Source organism: Bacteroidetes Order II. bacterium, from assembly GCA_016788705.1.
Lineage (GTDB): Bacteria > Bacteroidota > Rhodothermia > Rhodothermales > UBA2364 > UBA2364.
On record JAEUSQ010000051.1, the window covers coordinates 42,895 to 65,118 of the forward strand.

General features: G+C 48.2%; 20 protein-coding genes. 10 read left to right on the plus strand and 10 right to left on the minus strand.

The genetic code is table 11. From position 1 onward, the window contains the following. Positions 1-181 precede the first annotated feature (181 nt). From JNN12_13400 to glmM, 5 genes are all read right to left on the minus strand, one after another. Positions 182-1,813 (minus strand): ATP-binding cassette domain-containing protein, encoded by a 1,632-nt coding sequence (locus tag JNN12_13400; protein MBL7979329.1) that lies wholly within the window; start codon positions 1,811-1,813, stop codon positions 182-184. 199 nt (positions 1,814-2,012) lie between these two features. Further along, on the minus strand, positions 2,013-2,462 hold the full coding sequence (locus JNN12_13405) for a hypothetical protein (GenBank protein MBL7979330.1): 450 nt from the start codon (positions 2,460-2,462) through the stop codon (positions 2,013-2,015). A 288-nt stretch (positions 2,463-2,750) separates the two neighbouring features. Continuing rightward, complete coding sequence (locus JNN12_13410) at positions 2,751-3,545, minus strand: alpha/beta fold hydrolase (protein ID MBL7979331.1); 795 nt, start codon at positions 3,543-3,545, stop codon at positions 2,751-2,753. A gap of 15 nt (positions 3,546-3,560) precedes the next feature. Then, positions 3,561-4,448, minus strand: coding sequence for a hypothetical protein (locus JNN12_13415; GenBank protein MBL7979332.1), 888 nt, complete (start codon positions 4,446-4,448; stop codon positions 3,561-3,563). Between the two features lie 246 nt (positions 4,449-4,694). After that, on the minus strand, positions 4,695-6,083 hold the full coding sequence (gene glmM, locus JNN12_13420) for a phosphoglucosamine mutase (GenBank protein ID MBL7979333.1): 1,389 nt from the start codon (positions 6,081-6,083) through the stop codon (positions 4,695-4,697). Between the two features lie 233 nt (positions 6,084-6,316). On the opposite strand from glmM, the gene JNN12_13425 reads away from it, so the two are divergent. The 6 genes from JNN12_13425 (at position 6,317) to JNN12_13450 (ending at position 11,205) form a co-directional block, all read left to right on the plus strand. Continuing rightward, entirely contained in the window at positions 6,317-7,315 is a 999-nt protein-coding gene (locus JNN12_13425) for a COX15/CtaA family protein (GenBank protein ID MBL7979334.1), read from the plus strand. Between the two features lie 79 nt (positions 7,316-7,394). Then, positions 7,395-8,279 carry a protoheme IX farnesyltransferase gene (cyoE, locus tag JNN12_13430; GenBank protein ID MBL7979335.1) on the plus strand — a complete coding sequence of 295 codons (885 nt, stop codon included), beginning with the start codon at positions 7,395-7,397 and terminating at the stop codon, positions 8,277-8,279. 9 nt (positions 8,280-8,288) lie between these two features. Further along, positions 8,289-9,227, plus strand: coding sequence for an ABC transporter ATP-binding protein (locus tag JNN12_13435; protein ID MBL7979336.1), 939 nt, complete (start codon positions 8,289-8,291; stop codon positions 9,225-9,227). After that, positions 9,224-9,994, plus strand: a complete 771-nt coding sequence (locus tag JNN12_13440; GenBank protein MBL7979337.1) for an ABC transporter permease — start codon at positions 9,224-9,226, stop codon at positions 9,992-9,994. Before JNN12_13435 ends, JNN12_13440 begins: the two co-directional genes overlap by 4 nt. 32 nt (positions 9,995-10,026) lie before the next feature. Next, a complete protein-coding gene (locus tag JNN12_13445; GenBank protein ID MBL7979338.1) occupies positions 10,027-10,503 on the plus strand; it encodes a DUF420 domain-containing protein in 477 nt (158 codons plus the stop codon). A 105-nt stretch (positions 10,504-10,608) separates the two neighbouring features. Continuing rightward, entirely contained in the window at positions 10,609-11,205 is a 597-nt protein-coding gene (locus tag JNN12_13450) for a hypothetical protein (GenBank protein MBL7979339.1), read from the plus strand. Positions 11,206-11,417: 212 nt separating this feature from the next. Here JNN12_13450 and nadC read toward each other — a convergent pair whose 3' ends face one another. From nadC to JNN12_13465, 3 genes are all read right to left on the minus strand, one after another. Continuing rightward, on the minus strand, positions 11,418-12,308 hold the full coding sequence (nadC, locus tag JNN12_13455; GenBank protein MBL7979340.1) for a carboxylating nicotinate-nucleotide diphosphorylase: 891 nt from the start codon (positions 12,306-12,308) through the stop codon (positions 11,418-11,420). A 200-nt stretch (positions 12,309-12,508) separates the two neighbouring features. Continuing rightward, positions 12,509-13,723 carry an amidohydrolase family protein gene (locus tag JNN12_13460; protein ID MBL7979341.1) on the minus strand — a complete coding sequence of 405 codons (1,215 nt, stop codon included), beginning with the start codon at positions 13,721-13,723 and terminating at the stop codon, positions 12,509-12,511. Between the two features lie 41 nt (positions 13,724-13,764). After that, positions 13,765-15,063, minus strand: coding sequence for an amidohydrolase family protein (locus JNN12_13465; GenBank protein ID MBL7979342.1), 1,299 nt, complete (start codon positions 15,061-15,063; stop codon positions 13,765-13,767). Positions 15,064-15,475: 412 nt separating this feature from the next. On the opposite strand from JNN12_13465, the gene gcvT reads away from it, so the two are divergent. The 3 genes from gcvT to JNN12_13480 all read left to right on the plus strand — a co-directional run bounded on the left by gcvT (position 15,476) and on the right by JNN12_13480 (position 20,500). After that, positions 15,476-16,594, plus strand: a complete 1,119-nt coding sequence (gene gcvT / locus JNN12_13470) for a glycine cleavage system aminomethyltransferase GcvT (GenBank protein MBL7979343.1) — start codon at positions 15,476-15,478, stop codon at positions 16,592-16,594. Between the two features lie 44 nt (positions 16,595-16,638). Continuing rightward, positions 16,639-17,367 carry a 2-phosphosulfolactate phosphatase gene (locus tag JNN12_13475; GenBank protein MBL7979344.1) on the plus strand — a complete coding sequence of 243 codons (729 nt, stop codon included), beginning with the start codon at positions 16,639-16,641 and terminating at the stop codon, positions 17,365-17,367. A gap of 688 nt (positions 17,368-18,055) precedes the next feature. Continuing rightward, positions 18,056-20,500: a hypothetical protein gene (locus tag JNN12_13480; protein MBL7979345.1), complete on the plus strand. Its 2,445-nt coding sequence runs from the start codon at positions 18,056-18,058 to the stop codon at positions 20,498-20,500. Positions 20,501-20,503: 3 nt separating this feature from the next. On the opposite strand, the gene purE is transcribed toward JNN12_13480, so the two are convergent. Next, on the minus strand, positions 20,504-21,031 hold the full coding sequence (gene purE / locus JNN12_13485; protein MBL7979346.1) for a 5-(carboxyamino)imidazole ribonucleotide mutase: 528 nt from the start codon (positions 21,029-21,031) through the stop codon (positions 20,504-20,506). Between purE and JNN12_13490 the strand changes: the two genes are divergently transcribed. Next, on the plus strand, positions 21,030-21,668 hold the full coding sequence (locus tag JNN12_13490; GenBank protein ID MBL7979347.1) for a hypothetical protein: 639 nt from the start codon (positions 21,030-21,032) through the stop codon (positions 21,666-21,668). The genes purE and JNN12_13490 overlap by 2 nt on opposite strands. Here the strand turns inward: JNN12_13490 and JNN12_13495 are convergent. Beyond that, on the minus strand, positions 21,665-22,201 hold the full coding sequence (locus JNN12_13495) for a DinB family protein (GenBank protein MBL7979348.1): 537 nt from the start codon (positions 22,199-22,201) through the stop codon (positions 21,665-21,667). The genes JNN12_13490 and JNN12_13495 overlap by 4 nt on opposite strands. Positions 22,202-22,224: the final 23 nt, after the last annotated feature.

Below are 22,224 nucleotides of genomic sequence, written 5' to 3' on the forward strand. Positions count from 1 at the left end.
ATCGGAGAAAAGGGTATAGGGCTTCACAGAAATCGGCTGCTAAAGGTCATAGATAAACCTACAAGATAGGCATTAACCCTGTCTAGTGGGATATGTGTGCTTGTATTTCGTTCGAAAAAGAGGATCAATAAAAAAAGCCGGAAACCTACACCGGCCTTTTCTTTCACAAAGTATAGGCGGATTAGACCGTTGCCGTTGCATACATTTCGTCGCGGAGGGCTTTTATGGCCGGATCAGCGATATATTCATCGAATGGCATCCATTTATCAATCACGCCGCTTGGCGTAAGTTCAATAATTCTATTGGCCACCGTTTGTACCAGCGTGTGGTCTTTCGAGGTCAGGAGGATGGTACTGGGAAATTCTTGGAGGGCATTGTTTAAGGAGGTAATGGACTCCAAATCCAAGTGGTTTGTTGGTTCATCGAACAGCAAGACATTGCCACGCTGTAGCTGCATACGCGAGAACATACACCGCATTTTTTCACCTCCGGAGAGGACTTTGGCTTGTTTTAGGGCTTCGTCACCAGAAAACAACATCCGCCCCAAAAAACCACGTACAAATGTTTCGTCTTTGTCCTCGGAGTACTGCCGAAGCCAATCCACCAAACTCAGGTTTACGCCTTCAAAGTAGGGGGCATTGTCTATTGGTACATAAGACGTGGTAACTGTGACACCAAACTGAAATTCTCCGGTAAAGTCGGTATTGCGGCCCGTTAGAATTTCGTAGAAGGCGGTTGTGGCCAAACTGTTACGTGACAAGAGGGCAATTTTATCACCCTTTTGTACCTCGATTGTCACCTCATTAAACAATACTTCGCCATTTTGAATCGCGCCCAAGTGCTCGGTTTTGAGCACACGGTCTCCCAGTTCGCGAACCATGTTGTTGAGCAGAATGGCGGGGTATTTGCGTGAAGACGGACGAATGTCTTCCACCTTGATCTTGTCCAGCAATTTCTTGCGGCTGGTAGCCTGTTTGGATTTGGAGGCATTGGCCGAAAAACGTCGGATAAACTCTTGTAATTCCTTGACTTTTTCTTCTGCACGTTTGTTCTGTTCCGTCCGGAGTTTTGAAGCCAATTGCGAAGACTCATACCAAAAGGTATAGTTTCCGGTATATGGCGTCATTTTGCCATAATCAATGTCCACCACGTGGGTACAAACCGAGTCTAAGAAGTGTCGGTCGTGGCTCACCACCAGCACCACATTTGGGTAATCGGCAAGGAAATCTTCTAACCACATGGTGGCCTCAAGGTCAATTTCGTTGGTTGGCTCGTCTAAAAGCAGAATATCCGGATTCCCAAAAATCGCTTGTGCCAGAAGAACCCGTACTTTTTGGTTGCCATCCAGTTCTTCCATGCGGCGGTCATGATTTTCTACGGGCACACCCAAGTTCGAGAGGAGAGTGGCCGCATCGCTTTCGGCATTCCAACCATCCATTTCGGCAAAGAGGGCTTCCAATTCCCCCGCCCGCATCCCATCCTCGTCGTTGAAGTCTGGCTTGGCATAAAGCGCGTCCTTTTCCTTCATGATGTCGTAGAGCGGCTTATGCCCCATAATCACCGTTTCCAATACTTGGAACTCATTAAATTCGAAGTGATTTTGCTTCAAAACGGCCATCCTCTGCCCTTTCGTAATGTCCACCGATCCTGTCGTGGGGGTAATCTCGCCAGACAAAATCTTTAAGAAAGTGGATTTACCAGAGCCGTTTGCGCCGATGATGCCGTAGCAATTGCCTTCGACAAATTTGAGGTTGACATCCTCGAACAAAATGCGCTTGCCAAAACGCAATGAAAGATTATTGGTGCTGATCATAACGATAAAAAACATCGGAGCATTCATCTAAGAATCCCTCCGATTGTTAAAACTGGAGATTAATTGGAACCGTAACGAGGAAAAATAAGGTTTTCCCACCCCTCTTCCCGCCAAGTTCCGGTTAAATCATGGGGGGCCTTATAGTATCTGGATCCCTACGCTTTGGTAGCTTATTCGTCACCCCTCTGGCTAATTAAGCCTAATATCGGGTTTTGTCGTCCCCAGAGAGGCGTTTTTCTAGTTCCATCCCTTGATTTTTCAGCGCGGCCTCTAATGGGCGAAGGACTTCGCGGATGACGTGCCGTTCCATATATGGGATTTTTCCTTTGTGACCGGAAATCAAATACTTACGATAGGCATGTACATACACCCGCACAAAACGGGATTGGAACGTTGTGGCTTCGAGTTGTACCAGAATTTTGTAGGCTTTAAAATCTCGGATTTGCCGCTCCTGCGTTGCAATGACACCCGTTGTGGCACCGTTTTTCACCTCCCAGCCGGCTTGCCTAAAGGCTGTTTTGGTCTTCTCCAACACCGATTCTCTGGGCGTAGCACGATAATCGCGGTAGGCGGGAGTGAGGCTTGGCGTACAAGCGCTGAACAACAAAATGGGTAAAAGGAAGACAAGAAGTTGGGCGAGTGGTTTCATTTTATGTATCGCTTTTTGGTAAAAGCCGCAAGATACGGGTGGTCCGTTACAAAAAAAAAACGGGTGGTCCACTCACCCATTGGAACCACCCGTTCGGCGCTCGGTTGTCTTTGCGCCTGCATTGCACCCTCTTTTGAGCGTTTGACAGGAGGTTTAGTCATCCGCTCGAATAAAAGAAGTGTCAAAATCATGCCAAACACTCAAACCGCTATTTTGACGTGTTTTTTTGGGTTTAGACGGCACGGGTTGTCTGTTTTATTAGACGTTGGTGTACGAAAAGGCACACGTTCAGGCGGTAATAGGGCAAACGCGCTTTAGCCAATCCATCAGCAAGGCATTAAATGCTTCTGGGTGTTCCATCATCGGGGCATGGCCACATTCTTGCAAGAAGTGTAACTCGGCGTTTGGTAACCCATTTTTGAATTCTTGGGCCACATCGGGCGGTGTAAGTTGGTCGTTTGCGCCCCAAATAATGAGGTTGGGCATATCCAACTCGTGCAGAAAATCCCCGACCACATCATGCGCCGAGGATCGGGCCATAGCGATGAGTTTTAGGGCGTATTCGCGGTTGTTCACAATCTTGCTCACTTCTTCTAAAAAGTGGTTGTTGAAGTGCTTGTCGGCATCGTGGAAGGTGAGTCTGGCGCGGGAGCGGATAAATTCCAAGTCTTTCCGGCGGAAAAACTCGCCCCGCATGGCCAGTTCGCGGATACCGGAAGAACCTGCCAATACTTGCGCAAAAACGTCCTCTTGGTGATCACGGATGTAATGAAGCCCCACTTGGCCACCGAGAGAATTGCCAATGACAATCATTTTTTCGGGTTTGCCGATCGCAGCTACGAATTGTGCCACATATTTTGCCAAACCGGGTACGTGGGTCTCGCGCAAGGGCATTTTGTAGCATGGCAAAAGCGGCACAATTACCCGATAACCTACTTCGGTAAACGGCGTAATATTGTTTTTCCAGTTTTCCACATCGCCCAAGATGCCATGCAAATACAACAGGGCAGGGCCATTGGCTGCTCCTTCGTCCCAGTAGGTAAAGGTGTCTTTTTGCTTAAAAGGGAAAGAATAGGTGGACATAATAAGGTTGGTTTGTTACAATCGGGTTTGGGTAAGATGCCGTTCTAGTGCTGTCTTAAAGTTGACAACGGCGTGTGGGGCAAACCGAAAATATAAGGAAGGCTCTATCAGTTCCAATTCCATGACCATAAATTGATTTTTCTCAGGGCTTTGCCGCACCCAATCCACCCGTGCTTGAAACGGAATATCGGGCAATTGAGACACAAGGCAGATGCTTTCTTGTAGCAATTCCGGAGGTGGGTCGCACGCCGAAATATGACCGCCGTGTTCTTCCTGCACCCTAAAGTCTCCCGATCGTGGTCTTTTTAACATGGAATGGCTGTATTCACCCCCAAAGAAAAAGAGGGAGAATTCCCCTTCCGTTATGATTTGTGAGATAAATGGCTGGATCATAAACGGACGGCTTCGGTAGGCTTCTGCCAATACCGGCCACAAAGAGTTTACGTCTTCCGGAACCAATCGGTAGGTATGATCGGCATTGGCCGAGACAATGGGTTTTAGGATTAATTCTGCCGTGCTAAACGTGCTAAAGGCTTGTAATAGTTGTGCTTTTTGCAAGGGAGATTTGCTCCAAAGGGTGGGAACGATGTCAAAACCAGCCTTTTCGATATCCCGCAAATAGGTTTTTTCAAGATTCCACGCCACGAGGGCAAGGCTGTTTAGCAAAGGGACACCTGTTTTTTTGATCTGTTGCAGGGCCTCAAAAAATGCCTTGGGGGCAGACTGATAATCCCATGTTGAGCGCACGACAACCAAATCGAACGCCAGCCAATCCACCTCCTTTTTTCTCCAAGGAATGGTCTCGATGTCCCACCCATTTTCTTGTAGGTACTTGATTACCAACTCGTCGTCACATACATACTTCGAGAGGTCTTCAATGGAGAGAAAAGCACATCGGGGCATGGTTAAGGTTCTTTGTGTTTTGGAAAATGTTGGTCGGTTAAAATAATGCGTAGGCGTTTGTTATGGCATTCAAATAAGTTGGTTGAAAAAAATCTTATTGAAAGTCCTTCACTGATACAACGAGCAGGTGGGATAAACCCCACTTCATCGTCGAATGGGCTTCTCCGCCAAATGGTTTTCAGCCGTAAAAAATATAGCCTGTCCAGCAATGGAAAGAGGAAAAAGACTGTTTTCTGTCCTTCTTCCTTAGGGAGTACTTTCAACGGCAGCCAGTTCATCCATAAAACGCTGTGCAAGGGCTTGGGCCTGATCGGGGGTGCGGGCCTCGGCATAAATCCGGATAATTGGTTCGGTATTGGACTTGCGTAGGTGGACCCATTCGTTCGGAAAGTCAATTTTTACACCATCAATGGTTGAGATACGCTCCTTTTGATAGCGTTGTGCTATTTGGCGCAAGACCGTATCGGCATCCACTTTGTCTAAGGTAATTTTGTTTTTGGAGATGCTATACGCAGGGTATCCGGCTTTAAGCTGGGAGAGGGACTTTCCGGTATTCACCATATGTTGTAATACGATGGCCGTGCCCACCAGTGCATCCCGTCCGTGGTGAAGGTCGGGTAGGATTACCCCGCCATTCCCTTCACCACCCACTACAGCCCCCACTTCCTTCATCAACATCACTACATTGATTTCACCAACGGCAGCACGGTAAGACGTTTGGCCATAGGCCGCCACTACGTCATCTGCGGCTCGGCTCGAAGATAAATTGGTTGCAAAGGGACCTGGTTTATGGCCAAGCATAAAATCTGCTGCGGTTACTTGTGTAAGTTCTTCTCCATAAAAATGGCCATCTTCTGCCACAAATGCAAGCCGATCGGCGTCTGGATCCACCACAATGCCTAAATCCGCGTTGGTAGCGGTGACCATATCCATGATTTCGGAAAGATGCTCTGGCAAGGGTTCTGGGTTGTGCGCAAAGAGGCCCGTAGGGTTGCAGTGAAGACGGATGATGTTTTCTTCACGAATGCCCAATGCCTTCAACAAAGCAGGAATGGCCACGCCGCCCACCGAATTCACCCCATCCACCACCACCTTAAAATCTTGAGCGGCAATTTGCTTAGGATAGATATAAGGGAGTTCCAAAATTTTTTGTATGTGATAGGGTAAGTAGTCTTGTGCCGAATAACCACCGATTTGGGTATAAGGCACAGCCGTAACCGTACCCGACGCTGCAAGGTCTATGACTGCTTTTCCTTGTTCGGGGGTAAGGAATTCTCCGTTTTCGTTCAGCAGTTTAAGCGCATTCCATTCGGCAGGATTGTGTGAGGCAGATAAAATAATGCCACCCGTTGCTTGTGCGCCAAGCACGGCCATTTCTACCGTGGGCGTGGTGGCTAAACCTACATCCAATACATTGCAGCCCACCGAGCGCAGGGTTTCCATGACCAAGGTTTGACAGAGTTCTCCGGTAACACGGGCATCGCGTCCTACGGCCACCAAAGGCTTGCCACCGGTTTCGCTTGCGCGGTTGCGCACCCAAACACCAAATGCAGCAGCGTATTTAACCAAAACCATTGCATCCAAGCCGTCCCCAAAGACGCCTCGAATTCCGGAGATTGAGACCATTAAAGGCATGATAAATGTTAATTTAAGGTGATTAGCAAAAAGAAATTTATGTGCCGAGAGATGCCGATCGGCCACGGGCGTTTACCTGTTTTGTTTGAAAATAGGACGAACAAAGACGAAAGTTATAGGTGTTTAGTTGGATTCTTAGACCATTCTACAAGAATTAACCTTGCGCTCAAATCTTCAAACCTGCTTCGTGGCGTATCTTCAAGTTCTCCATTTTAATTACCTTTTAAACCCTCTTGGAGTTGGTACGCCGGATGAGCACGCTGGAAGTCCCCCAAAAAGTTTATCAACGTTTGGCGTTCATCGGAACCATTACCTTGGCGCTCGTTTATTTGGTGATTCTGGCGGGATCTGTGGTGCGTGCCAGTGGAGCCGGGATGGGATGTCCCGATTGGCCAAAGTGTTTTGGAAAACTCATTCCGCCTACCGATGTCTCGGAGTTACCAGCGAATTACCGAGAGGTCTATGCCGAAGAACACAACGCCGTTGAAGAATTTAATGCCACCAAAACTTGGACCGAGTACATTAATCGTCTGATTGGCGCTGCGTTGGGCCTGTCCATTTTATTACAGTTATTGTTTGCCTTGCCGCTATACAAAACCGATAAATGGTTTCTTGTACTTTCGTTTTTGAACCTGATTGGGATTGGATTCCAGGCATGGCTGGGGGCTGTGGTCGTGAGTTCGGCGCTTTCGCCCGTCAAAATTACCATCCATATGGTGATGGCTTTGGTGATCTTAGCGATTGGGGCGGCCTTGCTTTTCCGGATACAAAACCGACATTTAAGCGTCTTTCCAGGCTACCCAACGGCCGTCCGAACAACCGTAGGGATCGCATTATTGCTCACCATAATCCAAGTTTTGATAGGTACACAGGTACGTGAAGAAGTAGATGTGTTGTTGGATCAGGTGGCGCGTACTGAAATTATAGCAGGGCTGGGCATTTCTTTTGGGATTCATCGTGTCTTGGCTTTGGTTACATTCTTTGTAAATGGCTGGTTGATGCACCTGATTTTCACGGAGAAAGCTTCTCCGAGCCTCATGAAACGATGGATGTTGGTGGTGATGGGGAGTATTCTTGCTTCGGTGGCTTCTGGCTTGGTATTGGCTGGCAATGACCTGCCTGCATTTGCACAACCAATACATTTATTATTGGCTTGTATCATGTTTGGAGGACAGTTTACCCTTTTACTTTATGCGTTCAAACTTACCCCTCGAAAAGACGGTGCGCGTTAAGACCATGCCGTATCCTGAAAACCCTAAACGATCCCAACCCCATCTAGCAGGCCGCCCCGATGAGGAAGAAAGTCGTGTCATGATCCGGCGGGATAAGCAAAAAGAACCAACGCTTTGGACCGACCTCTGGGAATTAACCAAGCCAGAGATTTCATTTTTGGTTGCCATCTCGGCGGTGGCCGGTTTCTTATTGGGGAGCACAAATGGGTTAGACTGGCTCAAACTTCTTCATACGGTTTTGGGTGTTTGCCTCACATCGGCGGGTGGGGCAATCCTGAACCATTATATAGAACGGGATTATGACGCACTTATGCACCGGACTGCCCGTCGGCCATTGCCTGCCGGAAGGCTATCCCCCCTGCCTATTTTGGTATTAGGATGTACTTTGGCCCTTGTGGGGATAGGTTATACCTTTGTATGGGTGAATCTGGTCACAACGCTATTGGCCGCCATTACCGTTGTTTTGTATGTGGCGGTTTATACCCCACTTAAACGCATTACCCATTACAATACCCTCGTTGGAACCATTCCAGGAGCTTTACCTGCATTGGGTGGTTGGACGGCGGCTACGGGGAGTTTTGATTTAGGGGGATGGTTGATGTTTGGAATACTGCTAACATGGCAAATGCCACATTTTTTAGCGGTTTCATGGATGTACCGTAAAGACTACGAACGGGGTGGATTTAAAATGTTGAGCGTAACAGAGCCTACTGGCCGCGCGACAATCGTTCAAACTGTCTTGTTTACCGCACTTACGGTTGGATTAAGCCTCTCATTACTTCAAACCGGACTCGTTGGCGGGCTGTACATCTCTGGTGCGGTTTTGTTGGGGAGTTATTTTCTGGTAACATCTATCCGGTTCTATATGGAAATGACCCATCAACATGCCCGAAAGGTACTCTTGGCGTCGGTCTTATATATTCCGGCCTTGTTGCTTTGTCTCGTGTTGGATCGCCTTCTTTGATTTGTGCCTATGTTGGATATTCTGGTTGCGAAAGGCCTTAATTTTCGTTATGGAAGCCAAATGGCATTGGATGGGTTAGAGGTTAAAGTCCCCGATCGCTCTTTGTTTGGCCTCTTGGGCCCCAATGGTTCTGGAAAGACCACATTTTTTAACATAATATCTACGCTCCTACGGCCAAGTTCAGGGATGTGTCGCGTTGCAGGTACAGAGGTTTCGGAAAATCCGGCGCGGGTACGGCAACAATTGGGCGTGGTTTTTCAACAACCGGCTTTAGATCTGGCCCTTTCGGTACGCGAGAACTTACGGCTTCATGGTGCCCTCTATGGGCTAAAAGGCCATCTCATAGACGACCGGATCGCTCAGAGCCTTCAGCAATTTGGTATTCGGGAACGTGCAGCTGATCGGTGCAAAAGCCTGAGTGGTGGCTTGCTACGGCGTGTAGATTTAGCAAGAAGCATCTTGCACCGACCCAAGTTATTGCTATTGGATGAGCCAACGAATGGATTAGACCCCGTTGCACGCCACGCCTTCTGGGGGTTTATTCACGAAATGCGGCAACAATACCCAATGACCGTTTTGGTGGCCACCCATTTAATGGAAGAAGCCGAGAAATGTGATGAATTGGTGATCCTCAACCAAGGAAAAGTGGTGTGTCGGGGTACGCCTGAAGAACTTAAATCCACTCTTGGGAGTGATACGCTTTGGATTTCGACTCCCAACCCGGAAATACTCGGTACGTTATTACACGAAAAAATGGGGTGGACGGTGAAGCAATTCGGAAAGGCGTTGTGTGTCTGGCATCATGCCCCCGACACATTGTTAACCCCTTTGTATCGTGATTTTGGCGGAAGTATTACTGCGGTATCTATCCGTAAACCAACCTTGGAAGATGTCTTTTTGACGCATACCGGGCATCCTTTTGACCCTAATCCTTCTGTGGGCGTATGACTGCTTTTTGGGCACTTTGGAAACGAGAAGTGGTGAAGTTTCTTTTCGATCGTGGTCGGATGGGTGGTGCTTTGGCGCAACCTCTTCTTTTTTGGCTACTCTTGGGGTTGGGTTTTCAAGGAAGTTTCAGGCTGAGAGAAGACGCAGGTGTTTCGTTTCTGACATTCCTTTTTCCTGGAATGGTGTTATTGGTGGTGGTATTTACGGCCATCTTTTCGACCGTTTCGATTGTGGAGGAAAAACGTAGTGGTTTTTTTCAGGCGGCCCTGATTGCCCCTGTTTCGCGTTGGTGGTTGGTTTTTGGGAATGTGGCTGGAGGTACGACGCTTGGAATGCTACAAGCGGCACTTTTTTTACTCCTAACGCCTGTCATGGGCATTCCAACAACCCTTTTGGGCATGGTATCTGCATGGCTTATTTGTGGTTTGATGGGCATGACGTTTGGTAGTCTGGGCTTTATTATGGCATGGAAAGTAAAATCCACCCGTGGTTTTCTGGCCCTTATGAATTTTTTTCTAATGCCACTTTGGATGCTTTCTGGGGCATTTTTCCCGATTTCTGGCATTCCCAAAAGCGTACAATGGATGGCATGGCTCAATCCGGTCACGTATGGTTTGGATGCCTTGCGTATCGCGCTCTATGGCTTTGAAAATCTTCCTGTACACACAACCTTGGGGTTTTTGCCCTCGGTGGGTATTTTTTTAAGTTTCACGCTGCTCGCCCTATTTTGGGCACAATACGCCATCCATAAACCCTTTACAGATTAAATTTAACCAATAGGATACCAAAGGAAAGACCGATGACCTACCAAGACCTACCAGCACTCAACGCCATTCTAAACTTGCTTTCGACGTTGCTATTATTGAGGGGGTTCCTATTGATCCGCCAAAAAGATATTGCCCGTCACCGTCAGACAATGATTGCGGCGATGGCCTCTTCTGCGGTTTTTTTAACGTCTTATCTAACCTACCACACGTTGCGGCAAATGGATAGTGGGATCGGGCATACAGTTTTTCCAGAATATGCGCCGGACGTACTGCGGTATATCTACTATGGGATTTTGGTTCCCCATGTGGTTTTGGCGGCCTTGGTGCTACCTTTGGTGTTGATGACCTTTTATCGGGGACTAAAAACCCAACAAAAAGGTGGAAGCCCCTATGTTGCCCGTCACCGACGAATAGCACGTTTTACCTTTCCGGTATGGCTCTTTGTTTCGGTGACCGGTGTGGTGGTGTATCTATTGCTCTATCAAGTTGCGCCTCTTTTTAAGGGCTAACTTCTTTCTGGACACGCGGAAAAAGCATACTGATGGGCAACTCCTGTCTCAGCGTTAGAAAAATAAATGACGGAAGCCTTTATGTGATTTAACCCCCGATGCCTTATGACGTCTCTGACTTTTAAAACCTGTACAGGAAGCGAGATACTACCCTATTTAGACGATTTGGCCGCCTTGCGCATCGCCGTTTTTAGGGAATTTCCTTATTTGTATGATGGCGACTTGGCATATGAAAAGCGTTATCTGACCACGTTTGCCGAGGCGGACAAGGCTGTGTTGGTATTGGCCTTCGATGGGGTGAATGTTGTTGGGGCTTCTACTGGAATGCCATTAGCCAAAGAAACCGAGAACATTCAGAAACCTTTTGTGGACCGCGACATTCCTTTGGAAACGGTGTATTATTTGAGTGAATCGGTCTTACATGCTTCTTACCGTGGTTTAGGTGCGGGTGTACATTTTATGGCCGAACGGGAAAAGTGGGCCTTGGCGCTGGGTGGTTTCTCTTGGCTGGCTTTTTGTGGGGTCGTGCGCCCTGGCGACCATCCCCGACGGCCTGCGGACTATTTACCATTAGACCCTTTTTGGCAGAATCGTGGTTTCCAAAAAGCCATTGGTATGACTTGTACCATCAATTGGCAAGACTTGGATGAAGAAACCGAATCTCCAAAAGTGTTGGAATTCTGGATGAAGCCGTTGTTATAGACGTTTTGCGAACCGTATAGGAACTGCTTTCTTGCGAAGCTTTATGCCATAAAAAAGAGGGTCGCTCTCACCATGTGTTTTGCCCACCAGTGTACAAAACGGACTTGGGTGTATCGGGGAGAGATCCCCTCATGCACAAGAATTTGGAAAACTTGTCTAATGTTGAAAGGTACTCGTTTTTTGTTCAATGGTTTGGACGTTCCGTGAACGACTTAATCCAAGCGGATCTTGAGTGAAATATCCATTGCCGTAACCGAATGGGTTAGGGATCCAGAAGAAATAAAATCTACCCCTGTTGCGGCAATTTGCGGAATGGTTTCGAGGGTCACATTACCAGAAGCTTCCGTTTTGAACTTCCCCGCAATAAGTTTAACCGCCTCGCTCAATAAAGTCACCTCTAATGAACCATCTGGTCTTTTCTGGGTCATGTTATCCAGCATAATGCGGTCTGCACCACCTGCTGCCAGCACCTCGCGGACTTCATCCAGTGTTCTGGTTTCAATTTCGATCTCCACAGCAAGCGCTTTACTTCTAAGATACGCCCGTGCGGCATCTAATGCCTTTCGGATCCCTCCGGCAGCAGTAATATGATTGTCCTTAATCATCATCATATCATAAAGTCCGATTCGATGATTTTTCCCGCCTCCAATCAATACCGCCCATTTGTCTAATTCCCGAAGACCGGGGACGGTTTTGCGCGTATCTAAAATCTGCGCAGGATGAGGCTTGGCGGCGTCAACCATACGCCGGGTGGCGGTTGCAATACCAGACATTCGTTGCATGAAATTGAGTACCAAGCGTTCTGCTACCAGAACTGAGCGTGCCGGGCCTTCCACTGTTCCAAACCAGACCCCTTTTTCTATCCAGTCGCCCTCGCGTGCTGCCCACGATACATTTATTGCAGAATCCACCTGCTCAAACACCCGTTCGGCAACCCAAATGCCAGCGAGAACACCATCTGCCTTTGCTAAAAATTGCGCAGTTGCCTGCTTATGGGGATCAATGGTTGCTAGGGTAGCGATATCGCCCGTGCCCACATCTTCCGAGAGGGCAAGTTGGATGGCTTGGTCTATACGGGCAACCGAGAGATAGGAAGGTAACATAGGGTAGATACTTATTTCTTGGTGTGAATCTGTTAGGAGAATATAGGCAACCTAAATTGAGATCGTCTTCGGAAAGGGGAAATCCATTTATCGCTCATCTTTGTGGAATGAATGAGAAGACGGTTCTTATAGTTATGTTGACGCAAAAAGCCAAGAACCACGCAAACCGTCTTCACCTTAGATGTTTCATTTTGTGCTACTTAGCGACAAGTTTCGCTAACCACTTTTCCATTCACAAAAACGGTGCAAACATGGGTGGTGTATTCAAATGGGTCTCCATCAAACAAGACCACATCTGCGTCTTTTCCAACTTCAAGCGATCCGATGCGTTGGTCTAATCCCAAGATTTTGGCTGGATATATCGTGATGGCGGCCAAGGCTTTCTCGAAAGGTAAGCCATATGCAGCAGCCACGCCAGCCTCAAAGAGTACCACACGGGTTTTGGGGACATAGCCCTCGAAACCACTTTGGAGTGAAAAGGGAATCCCCGCTTCATTCAGGATTTTAGCAGTCTCGAACGTTAGGTTTTCGCTTTCTCCGGCGGCACGTTTCATGGTTGGATGAAGGATTACCTCGGCTCCACTGGCCTTGATCTCGTCTATGACCAGATATGCTTCGGAAACACTGTCTAAGACTAACTTAAGGTTAAATTCCTTCGCTATACGTATGGCTGCCTGAATGTCGTGGGCGCGATCTACGGTGATAAGTGCTTTTATTTCCCCACGGAGCAATTGAACCAGGGTCTCCATTTTTAGATCACGCTCTGGACGTTTTGATAGCTCGGCCTGCTCCATTTTACGAAGGTATGTTTGTGCCTTAAGCAATTCTTGACGCAATAAAGCCAACGCTTTGGACCGCGTACCTGGGGTCTTGAAGCCACTGTTGATCCCTGCACCCAATGTGATGGCAAGCATGGCAGAAGCGTCTATTACCGCTTCTTGGACGTTGTTGCCAACCGTTTTGGCCACCAAGGTTTGACCAGAAATGAGGGCGCCCGGACCATGGCCTGTATGGATCGTCGTAACCCCCATCGTCCGAAGGTATTCCACCAGAACTTCTCTTGGGTTGTAGGCATCTAAAGCACTGAGTTCTGGTGCCAGAGGAGATCCCGAAGTTTCTAATTGGTCTTGGTCATGTGGTTGATTGAGCGCACCAGCCAAACCCACCACCGAATGCCCGTCTATTAAACCGGGGGTAATGACCTTGGCACTATATATTTGATACCCTTTGGGGATGGCTTTTTCTTTCGCCGGGCCCACCCACTCGATCTTACCCTCTTTCACCAAGACCAGCCCATTGGAAATAGAGGGTCCAGCAGCGGTATGCAGCATCTCGGCTTTAAGGGCATAGGTTTGTGCCATAAGGCTTGCTGGAAAAGACAACAAGGCCAGACACAACGTAAAAAATTTGTTCATAAGGGATTGTTTTATAAAGAAGATAGAAATAATAGACGGTCTTATCGGTGGCCATCGTCTTCCCCATCATGATGGGTGTGAACCACATCTCCGACCAATACGCCATAGGCTCCGTTAGCAAATTTTCGGTCTTCCGGATTGCTTAGGTCAAACACTATTTGACCTTCAATCCAAGTTTGTTCAATTCGGGTGTAAACACTCATCGGGTCGCCACTAAGGACAATAAAATCTGCATCTTTACCCACTTCGAGTGTTCCAACCCGATGATCAAGCCCCAACATTTTGGCGCCAGCGAGGGTCAGGCTCTCAAGGGCTTTCTCCCGATTCAGTCCAGCCCGTATTCCTAAGGCCGCCGAGCGCAAAAAGAGGCGTGAATCGGTGATGTAATCATCCGTATGATAGCCCATAAGCACACCTTCTTTAACCAAAGCCGCACCAGTGTCGAAGCGCAATTCCAGGGCCTCTAATTTTCCACCGGGCGAATCTATTACAATGACCGATGCCGGAAATCCCGATGCCGCAATTTCTTTGGCCACCTTCCAGCCTTCACTCACGTGTTGTAGAACAGGTTTAAAGCCGAATTCCTGCCCAATTCGGATGGCGGTGAGGATGTCGTCTGCCCGATGGGTATGGAAGTGGACTGTACGTTTGCCCTCAAGGACTTGTACAAGCGCCTCCATCTGCAAGTCGCGTTCGGGCATTTTACTGGGGTCGCCAGCCGCTTCTTGCACCTTCCGTTGATAGTGTTGTGCTTTCAGGAACCACTGACGTGCCATTGCAGCAGACCGAGACCTGGTTCCGGGGAAGGTGCCATTATCGCGCATCGGATTGGTCCCATTGGCCATTTTCATGCCACCGCAAACTTCACTGAGCAAGTCTTTGCATAATAAGAGATCCTGAATGGCCTTTCCTTTTCGCAATTTTAGATAAGCCGTTTGGCCAGAGAGCAAATGCCCCGATCCTGGCATCACGTTTACGGTGGTGATACCGCCCGCTCTGGCACGTCCTAAAGATGGGCTGAGGACGTTTAACGCATCCAGTACTCGTACATCTGGTTGGAGGGCAGCCGATCCATCTCCTCCGGCTGCTTCACCTACATGCGAGTGGGTGTCTATCAGGCCGGGCATCAGCATCTTTCCTGAAAGATCCACGCGCTGGGCATTAGGTGGAATGCGCACGGCAGAAGCCTTTCCAATGGCCAGAATCTTTCCCTGCTGAACCACCAAAACGCCTTGTTCGATGGGGGCGCCGGAAATAGGAAGCAAGGTTGCACCCGTGAAGGCAACCGGTGTTTCTTGTGCTGTCACCTGTCCAAAGCCCACCAACAGGCAAATGAGCATCCATTGTTTGATCATTGTGTTTTGATTTTAGAAGAAGAAGAAATAGTAAAGTAGGAAGCGGGGGAATGGATGTCAATATGAGCCAATGATGCGACTGGTTTTTGATATCAATGCCACAAAAAAATAAGCGTGCGTGGCATAACCTTCTGTATAAAAGTTGCATCCAATGACACGAGAAAGCATTTAACAACGGATGGAAAATTCATTCTCCATGTAAGGGCTTACATGGCTGATTTGTTGCAAAATAGGCCATAAGAATGGACAAAAATTCCCAATTTTTGTTTGAAACTGGTAGTTCGGGGTCGTAACTTGCAATCCGGACTCAGTTCATCAAGTTCTGACAGAAAAGCCGCTTTTAACTTCCCTATGCTTTTCGAAATTCCGTAATCCTTATACACCACACCAAAAGGCTATGTCTCAAACCGTGTTGAAGCGTACACCACTTTATGACATTCACAAAGCACTTGGGGCGAAGATGGTCTCATTTGCCGGTTTCGAGATGCCTGTTGTCTATAAAGGCATCATAGAAGAACACATGGCTGTCCGCAAGGCAGCGGGTCTCTTTGATGTAAGCCATATGGGCGAGGTGAGGGTTTCTGGACCACAGGCACTGGCATTTGTTCAAAGCCTGGTTTCCAATGATGCTGCAAAACTTTATGATGGCAGGGTGATGTATGCGGTGATGTGTAACCCGGAAGGCGGCATTGTGGATGACTTGTTGGTTTATCGGCTGGGGAGTACCGAATTTTTACTGGTGATCAATGCTTCCAATATAGAAAAAGATTTTGATTGGATGCAGGCCAATAATGGGATGGGAGCTGTGTTGGAGAATGTCTCTGACCAGATGGCGCTAATGGCGCTACAAGGGCCCAAAGCAATGGAAATTTTTTCCCATCTTACATCCATATCCATACAAAATTTGCCTTATTATCATGCGATTCGTCCAGAATCTGGTACATTTTTTGAGTGCAAGCAGGCTTTGATCTCTCACACTGGTTATACTGGCGAATCAGGCATTGAGATTTATTGTGAAAATGATAAGGCGACCGAGATTTGGGAAGCCTTGATGCAAGCCGGTGCACCATATGGCCTCGAGCCTTGTGGTTTAGGCGCCCGCGACACCCTGCGTATGGAAGCCGGATATTGTTTGTATGGCAATGACATAGACCACACCACCAATCCGCTCGAAGCGGGTTTGGGATGGGTGACGAAAATGCAAAAAGACCATTTTATTGGGAAAGGGGTCTTGGAAGGCATCAAAGAGAAGGGGGTTGAACGAAAACTTGTGGCTTTTGTCTTGGAGGAACGGGGAATCCCAAGGGCTGGTTATCCGTTGTTGGACCAAAATGGACAAATCATTGGCGAGGTTACCAGTGGAACACAATCTCCGGTACTAAGCCAGGGAATCGGTATGGGATATGTCAGCGTGGCATCGGGCTTAACTGTGCCAGAATCGGCGATATGGATTGATGTCCGGGGCAGGAAACTGGCAGCAAGGGTTAAAAAAGCGCCGTTGCATAAAATATCCTAATCATCACAGACCAACCACCACTTATTGGCAGACTTATATAAATTATGTATTTAGATGTTTTATTTAATCCGGCAGGATTAACCGAAGCCGATGTACGGGATAAGGCCGTCATCGCTCTGGAAGTGCTTAGAACCAGTACCTCTATGGTTACGGCATTGCACAATGGGGCCAAAACCATTGTACCTGCACCAACCTTGGGGGATGCTGCCCGCATGGCGGCAAACCTCGATCCAAAGGTATTTGTATTGGGGGGCGAAAAGAATGGCCAGCCTATCAGCGGGTACCAGCTTGGGAATTCTCCTTTGGAGTACACCCCGGAAGCTGTTGCAAATCGGACGGTGATCATGCACACCTCTAACCTGACAAATGCCATTTCCATTGCCCGTAGCGCTCCAGTTCTGGTTGTGGGATGCTTTTTGAACATGACTCGGCTCACCAATTTTGTCTTACAATCCAAACACGATGTTTTGGTGATTTGTGGTGGACACAAAGGATCGGCTGCCTTGGGCGATGTTCTTTGCTTGGGACAAATGGTGGATCTTCTGACAGAAGTTCACAAAGCCGAGATTGGCTTATCGGATGCCGCAGTGATCGCCCATAGTACTTATCAGCACAATAAAAGCCAGATTGTGGATAAACTGAAGGCGGGTGTTCAGGGTAAAGCACTCGAAGCCGCTGGACTATTGGGAGATGTGCCTTATAGCTGCCAGATAGATTTTTCTGGGATTCTTCCCGTATTTAACCCAAGCAATCTTTCCATTAACGCATCTTGACGGTTCTTTTGGGGTATAAGAGCAGCCATCGTAACGGCCCAATTGACGCCGGAAGCGATGGCTGTTTTCCTTTTCCGGAAATTTTGTGTATTTTCCAAATATGGCAGCACCAAAAAAAGTCCCTCCCCGTAGCGCATCGAAAAACAAGAAGCGCACTGCTACTCCGCTGATCCCACCCATTTCCGATGAACGCAAGAAGGAAATTTTGGGTTTGGTCCTCATGGTGGTCGCTTTGTTGTGCTCACTCGCCGTTTTAACCTTTAGCCTGAAGGATCAGCAATTGATTGAACATGCCTTTGGCGAGCAAGCCATAGAGGCGGGTGAAATCCCTACGTCCGAAAATGCCTTAGGTCGCATTGGTGCTTTAATAGCCTATCTACTGGTTCCTTCCTTTTTAGGATATTTTACATTGGTATTTCCGCTTGCTTTTTTGATCTTGTGGGGCTACTACATCTTTCGGAATAAAGCCCATCAGCTCTTGATTCGGACTGGAGTGCGGATGGGGTCTATCGCCTTGATGCTATCCACAATTACTGGCTGGATGAATATCGTATTTTCAGAGACAGCGGAACCCGTGGTACAGCATCTCTCTGGAGAGATAGGCATTGGGTTGGCAAATATCCTAATAGCCATTTTTGGTAGTGTAGGATCGGTTCTGATCTTGTTTGTACTGGTGGTGATTGGCTTAATGCTGACCATGGACCGTGATGTACAAACCTCGGTGGACCGTGCGGAGGACTTCTTTTTTGAGTTACGTGAACGGTTGTCCCGCTGGATCAATGAGCGGGAAAGTAAAAAAGAGCACGTCCTAACCGAAAAGCCGCTCCCCTTTACAACACCGAAAGAAGGTATTTTCTCCCGTTCAACCAGCGAAATTACGCCTGTTCCACAGTCGGAAGCACAACCTTTGGTTCCCCGACCTTTTCCGGTTCCGGTGATCCCTACCCCGCAGGCATCCTTTGAGCCACCTGTCACGACGCCCCCATCTTTCGTAAAACCAGAACCTACTTTGGTGGATCAGAAAGGGCAGGTTGAATTACCGCTTACCATTCGTCCCACGATAGAAGAACCTGTTTCTGCATTGAGCGGACCACGGGTGTTGCCTCGGATCAGTTTTGCTGCCGACTTTTCGATACCCTCACTTGAGTTATTAACGGATGGTGAAAATGAGGCGCGTAAAGTAGCCGAGGCAGAAGCGGGTCACATTGAGCAGTTCCTCCGAGAGGTCTTGCAACGTCGGGCGATTATCTATGATGCCATAGAGTCTCAACGCGAGACCACCCACGCGCATTTTAAAATTCGTATTACCAACACGCCAGATGCCCAAACCCTGAAGGCGCTGGAAGAAGAATTAATTCATCAGTTTGCACACGCCCGCATAACCATACCCCTCTGGAGTAGTACCACCCTTGCTGTGGAAGTAAGTCAGCGGGCCCGTACCCAAAGCGAAGAAGCCTATGATGAATTGATCGAAGCCATTACCAATGCAAATTTGCAAATCTCTGCCTTAAATCAGACCAAAACACAGGCGGGTTTGTTATATGAGTTGGTGCCATCGCAAGACGTAGATGTAAACCAATTACATGCCCTTGCTTCTGGACTTGCGCACCTGCCCAATACCCGTTGTACGATCATTCCACGAGAGGGCGCCCCGTCACTGACCATCCGTGTCCCAACTAAAACGGGACTGGAGTTGGAGCATAAAAAAGAACTTCTGGTGGAGAAACTCCGGACGTATAACATTGAATTGCGGGGGGTGGAAGCGGTCGTTGGTCCAACGGTAACACTTTTTGAGTTGACACCTGCACCTGGTGTTAAAATCAGTAAAATCAAATCATTAGAAGACGACCTTGCCATGGCCTTGGCAGCAAAAGGCATCCGGATTATCGCCCCCATTCCGGGAAAAGCGGCCATTGGTATAGAGATTCCAAATAAACATCGGGAATTTGTCCGGGTTCGGAGCATCTTGGCGGCTGATAAATTCCGACATGCCGACCACGCCCTGCCAGTCGCCATGGGGAAAACCATCGAGGGGGAAGTATATATCGAAGACCTGACGAAAATGCCCCACTTGCTCATTGCCGGGGCTACTGGTTCCGGTAAGTCGGTGGGTGTTAACTGTCTGATCACAGGATTGCTCTACCATTGCCATCCAAACGATCTGAAGTTTGTCATGATAGACCCCAAAAAAATCGAATTACTGCAATATGGGGCCATTGCCAATCACTACATTGCGATGCCAGAATCTGCTGAATCACCCATCATCACCGATTATAGCCAAGCCTTTGGCATTCTCAAAAGTTGTGAAAAGGAAATGGAGATGCGCTACGATTTGCTTTCGGATCTGACCGTTCGTGGTATTAGAGACTATAATCGTAAACTCCATAAAAACAAGCTCGAAGGCACGACGCTTAAGGAACATGCCCATCTTGTTCATCGTCATCTTCCCTACATTGTGGTGATTGTGGATGAGTTGGCCGACTTGATGATGACCGCCGGAAAAGAAATTGAAGGCCCGATAGCTCGGCTCGCTCAAATGGCACGTGCGGTTGGTATCCACTTGGTCCTTGCTACCCAGCGGCCTTCGGTGGATGTTATTACGGGATTGATCAAAGCGAACTTTCCAGCGCGGATGGCCTATCAGGTGGCTTCTCGGATTGACTCCCGAACGATTCTGGATCAAATGGGTGCCGAGCAATTGGTGGGAAATGGGGATTTGCTGTATATGAGTGGCAGTCGGATGATTCGGCTACAAGGGCCGTTTATTTCGGTGGATGAAGTAGAAGAAGTGACGCAATTCATTGCCAATCAGCGTGGCCCTGGCCCTTACTTATTGCCTTCGGTGGATGAAGGCGGGGAGGTGACAGAAGCCCCTGCTGCCAATGGAGGTGGGAGTGCCGATCGTAAGGATCCTCTTTTTGATGACTGTGCACGGGTGATTGTGCGGGCCCAACAAGGCTCTGTTTCTCTCCTACAACGGAAGTTTTCGATTGGCTATACCCGCGCCGCCCGAATTGTTGACCAATTGGAACGTGCGGGAGTGGTGGGTGCCTTTGAAGGCTCGAAAGCACGTGCCGTACTCATTCATGATGAGCAGTTTCTGGAGGAGTTCTTAAAAGAGGTGCAATTATAGCCCCTAACGTATTTCGCTCAGGTAAGCTTCGTAGCCCGTGGCTTCCAAAACTTGATATTTTTGTTCCACACCACGTTCAAGGTTTTTCTTAAATTGAATCACACGGTCACGGAGCTCTGGAAGTTGTAATGAGAGGATTTGCGCCGCCAGAATGCCCGCATTTTGGGCACCATTGAGGGCAACCGTGGCTACCGGTACACCGGAAGGCATTTGCAGGATAGACAGAACCGAATCCCAGCCATCTATCGAATTGGAAGACCTAATGGGTACACCAATGACGGGCAAGGGGCTGAGTGCGGCTACCATGCCCGGTAGATGGGCTGCTCCACCCGCTCCGGCAATAATCACGGAAATGCCGCGTTCATGTGCTGTTCGGGCAAAATCATATAAACGATCAGGCGTCCGGTGGGCCGAGACAATGGTCACTTCCACGCCCACATCCAACGTTTTTAGGAAATCTGCGGCAGCACGCATCACCGGAAGGTCCGAGTCGCTGCCCATTATAATGCTCACAAGGGGTTTGCCATACATGTGGATTCTCCTAATTCAGTCCATTCCTTTGTATAAGACCATGCGGCCATTAAAGAAAATAATTATGCCATTGATGTGGGTGGCCCTGTGCTTTGTTCCCGTCTTTGCACAAACCTCAAACCAGCAGCACTTTGCCAATTTGGCCCGCGAATGTGTAGTAATGGTGCCCACATTGTCAGAAGGTGTCTTATGGATGCCGGAAAATCTGAATTTTCCTTACATACAACAAGCCTTCTTGAAAGCATTGACAGATCGAGGAACGGCGGTTTATTTACCAGAGGCCACTGAAGGTGCCAGCAGGTTACAATTCCGCTTTAAACCTGATACACCCACTGTTCGGTACGAGCGGGGAGTCAAAGGTGGAATGGTCAAGCGGAGTTTAACCGTTCAATTGGGGATACAAATACTTGCACCGGATGGACGGGTACACTTTACCGAAACATGTGTGCAAAGACATGAAGACCAAGTGGCCCGCAAAAATATAGAACAAATACAAGATAACCGTTTCCCCGAAACTATCGGAACACTGCCGTTACCCCAAAGTCCGGTTTGGATTCGTACAACCGTCCTTTCGGCAGCCATTGGGATTACCGCCTACTTACTCTTTACCGTCCGTTCTGCATCTGGAGGGAATTAGGCATAAATGCCACCGGCCAACCATTGGTCTAAATGCTCTTTTTGTCGCAGATGGTGCCGGAAGTGCATTTCAATAAGGTGGTACCACTCCGAGGCATTTAGGAAACCAAAACGCATATGGGCCATTCTGCCCTTCGACTCGGAGTCATAGACCTGTTCGCCCAAGGCCAAAAGATCCGCACTAAGTGCAATGAGTTGTTCACGAACGTGGGCCACACCTTCTGGTTGGGGCGGGGTATATTGCGGCGAAGGGGCAACCTTTATTTTGATGGGTGGAAATTCGCCACTACTTAGAATCTTGAACCCGTCATCGGTTGGAAGTTTGTCTGTGTATTGTGGATGGTTCAAGCAAGAAGTAATATTGCGCATGTGGTAAACACGGGTGCCCAGTACCAAATGTTGATACACTTGGCCGATGCTCCAGTCTTCATCATTCGGCTTACGTACAAAGGCTTCTTCTGAATATTGGTCTAAGGCGGCGAGCCAAAGGTCTAAAACTTCGGTCATTGCGGCCAACATGGCAGATTTTGTCATATTTTGGGTCTTGAAAAAGGATT

Coding starts and splice junctions, on each gene's coding strand:
- JNN12_13400 (MBL7979329.1), bottom strand. CDS start 1,813: ATGATCAGCACCAATAATCTTTCATTGCGTTTTGGCAAGCGCATTTTG.
- JNN12_13405 (MBL7979330.1), bottom strand. CDS start 2,462: ATGAAACCACTCGCCCAACTTCTTGTCTTCCTTTTACCCATTTTGTTG.
- JNN12_13410 (MBL7979331.1), bottom strand. CDS start 3,545: ATGTCCACCTATTCTTTCCCTTTTAAGCAAAAAGACACCTTTACCTAC.
- JNN12_13415 (MBL7979332.1), bottom strand. CDS start 4,448: ATGCCCCGATGTGCTTTTCTCTCCATTGAAGACCTCTCGAAGTATGTA.
- glmM (MBL7979333.1), bottom strand. CDS start 6,083: ATGCCTTTAATGGTCTCAATCTCCGGAATTCGAGGCGTCTTTGGGGAC.
- cyoE (MBL7979335.1), top strand. CDS start 7,395: ATGATCCGGCGGGATAAGCAAAAAGAACCAACGCTTTGGACCGACCTC.
- JNN12_13435 (MBL7979336.1), top strand. CDS start 8,289: ATGTTGGATATTCTGGTTGCGAAAGGCCTTAATTTTCGTTATGGAAGC.
- JNN12_13440 (MBL7979337.1), top strand. CDS start 9,224: ATGACTGCTTTTTGGGCACTTTGGAAACGAGAAGTGGTGAAGTTTCTT.
- JNN12_13445 (MBL7979338.1), top strand. CDS start 10,027: ATGACCTACCAAGACCTACCAGCACTCAACGCCATTCTAAACTTGCTT.
- JNN12_13450 (MBL7979339.1), top strand. CDS start 10,609: ATGACGTCTCTGACTTTTAAAACCTGTACAGGAAGCGAGATACTACCC.
- nadC (MBL7979340.1), bottom strand. CDS start 12,308: ATGTTACCTTCCTATCTCTCGGTTGCCCGTATAGACCAAGCCATCCAA.
- JNN12_13460 (MBL7979341.1), bottom strand. CDS start 13,723: ATGAACAAATTTTTTACGTTGTGTCTGGCCTTGTTGTCTTTTCCAGCA.
- JNN12_13465 (MBL7979342.1), bottom strand. CDS start 15,063: ATGCTCATTTGCCTGTTGGTGGGCTTTGGACAGGTGACAGCACAAGAA.
- gcvT (MBL7979343.1), top strand. CDS start 15,476: ATGTCTCAAACCGTGTTGAAGCGTACACCACTTTATGACATTCACAAA.
- JNN12_13475 (MBL7979344.1), top strand. CDS start 16,639: ATGTATTTAGATGTTTTATTTAATCCGGCAGGATTAACCGAAGCCGAT.
- JNN12_13480 (MBL7979345.1), top strand. CDS start 18,056: ATGCTGACCATGGACCGTGATGTACAAACCTCGGTGGACCGTGCGGAG.
- JNN12_13490 (MBL7979347.1), top strand. CDS start 21,030: ATGTGGATTCTCCTAATTCAGTCCATTCCTTTGTATAAGACCATGCGG.
- purE (MBL7979346.1), bottom strand. CDS start 21,031: ATGTATGGCAAACCCCTTGTGAGCATTATAATGGGCAGCGACTCGGAC.
- JNN12_13495 (MBL7979348.1), bottom strand. CDS start 22,201: ATGACAAAATCTGCCATGTTGGCCGCAATGACCGAAGTTTTAGACCTT.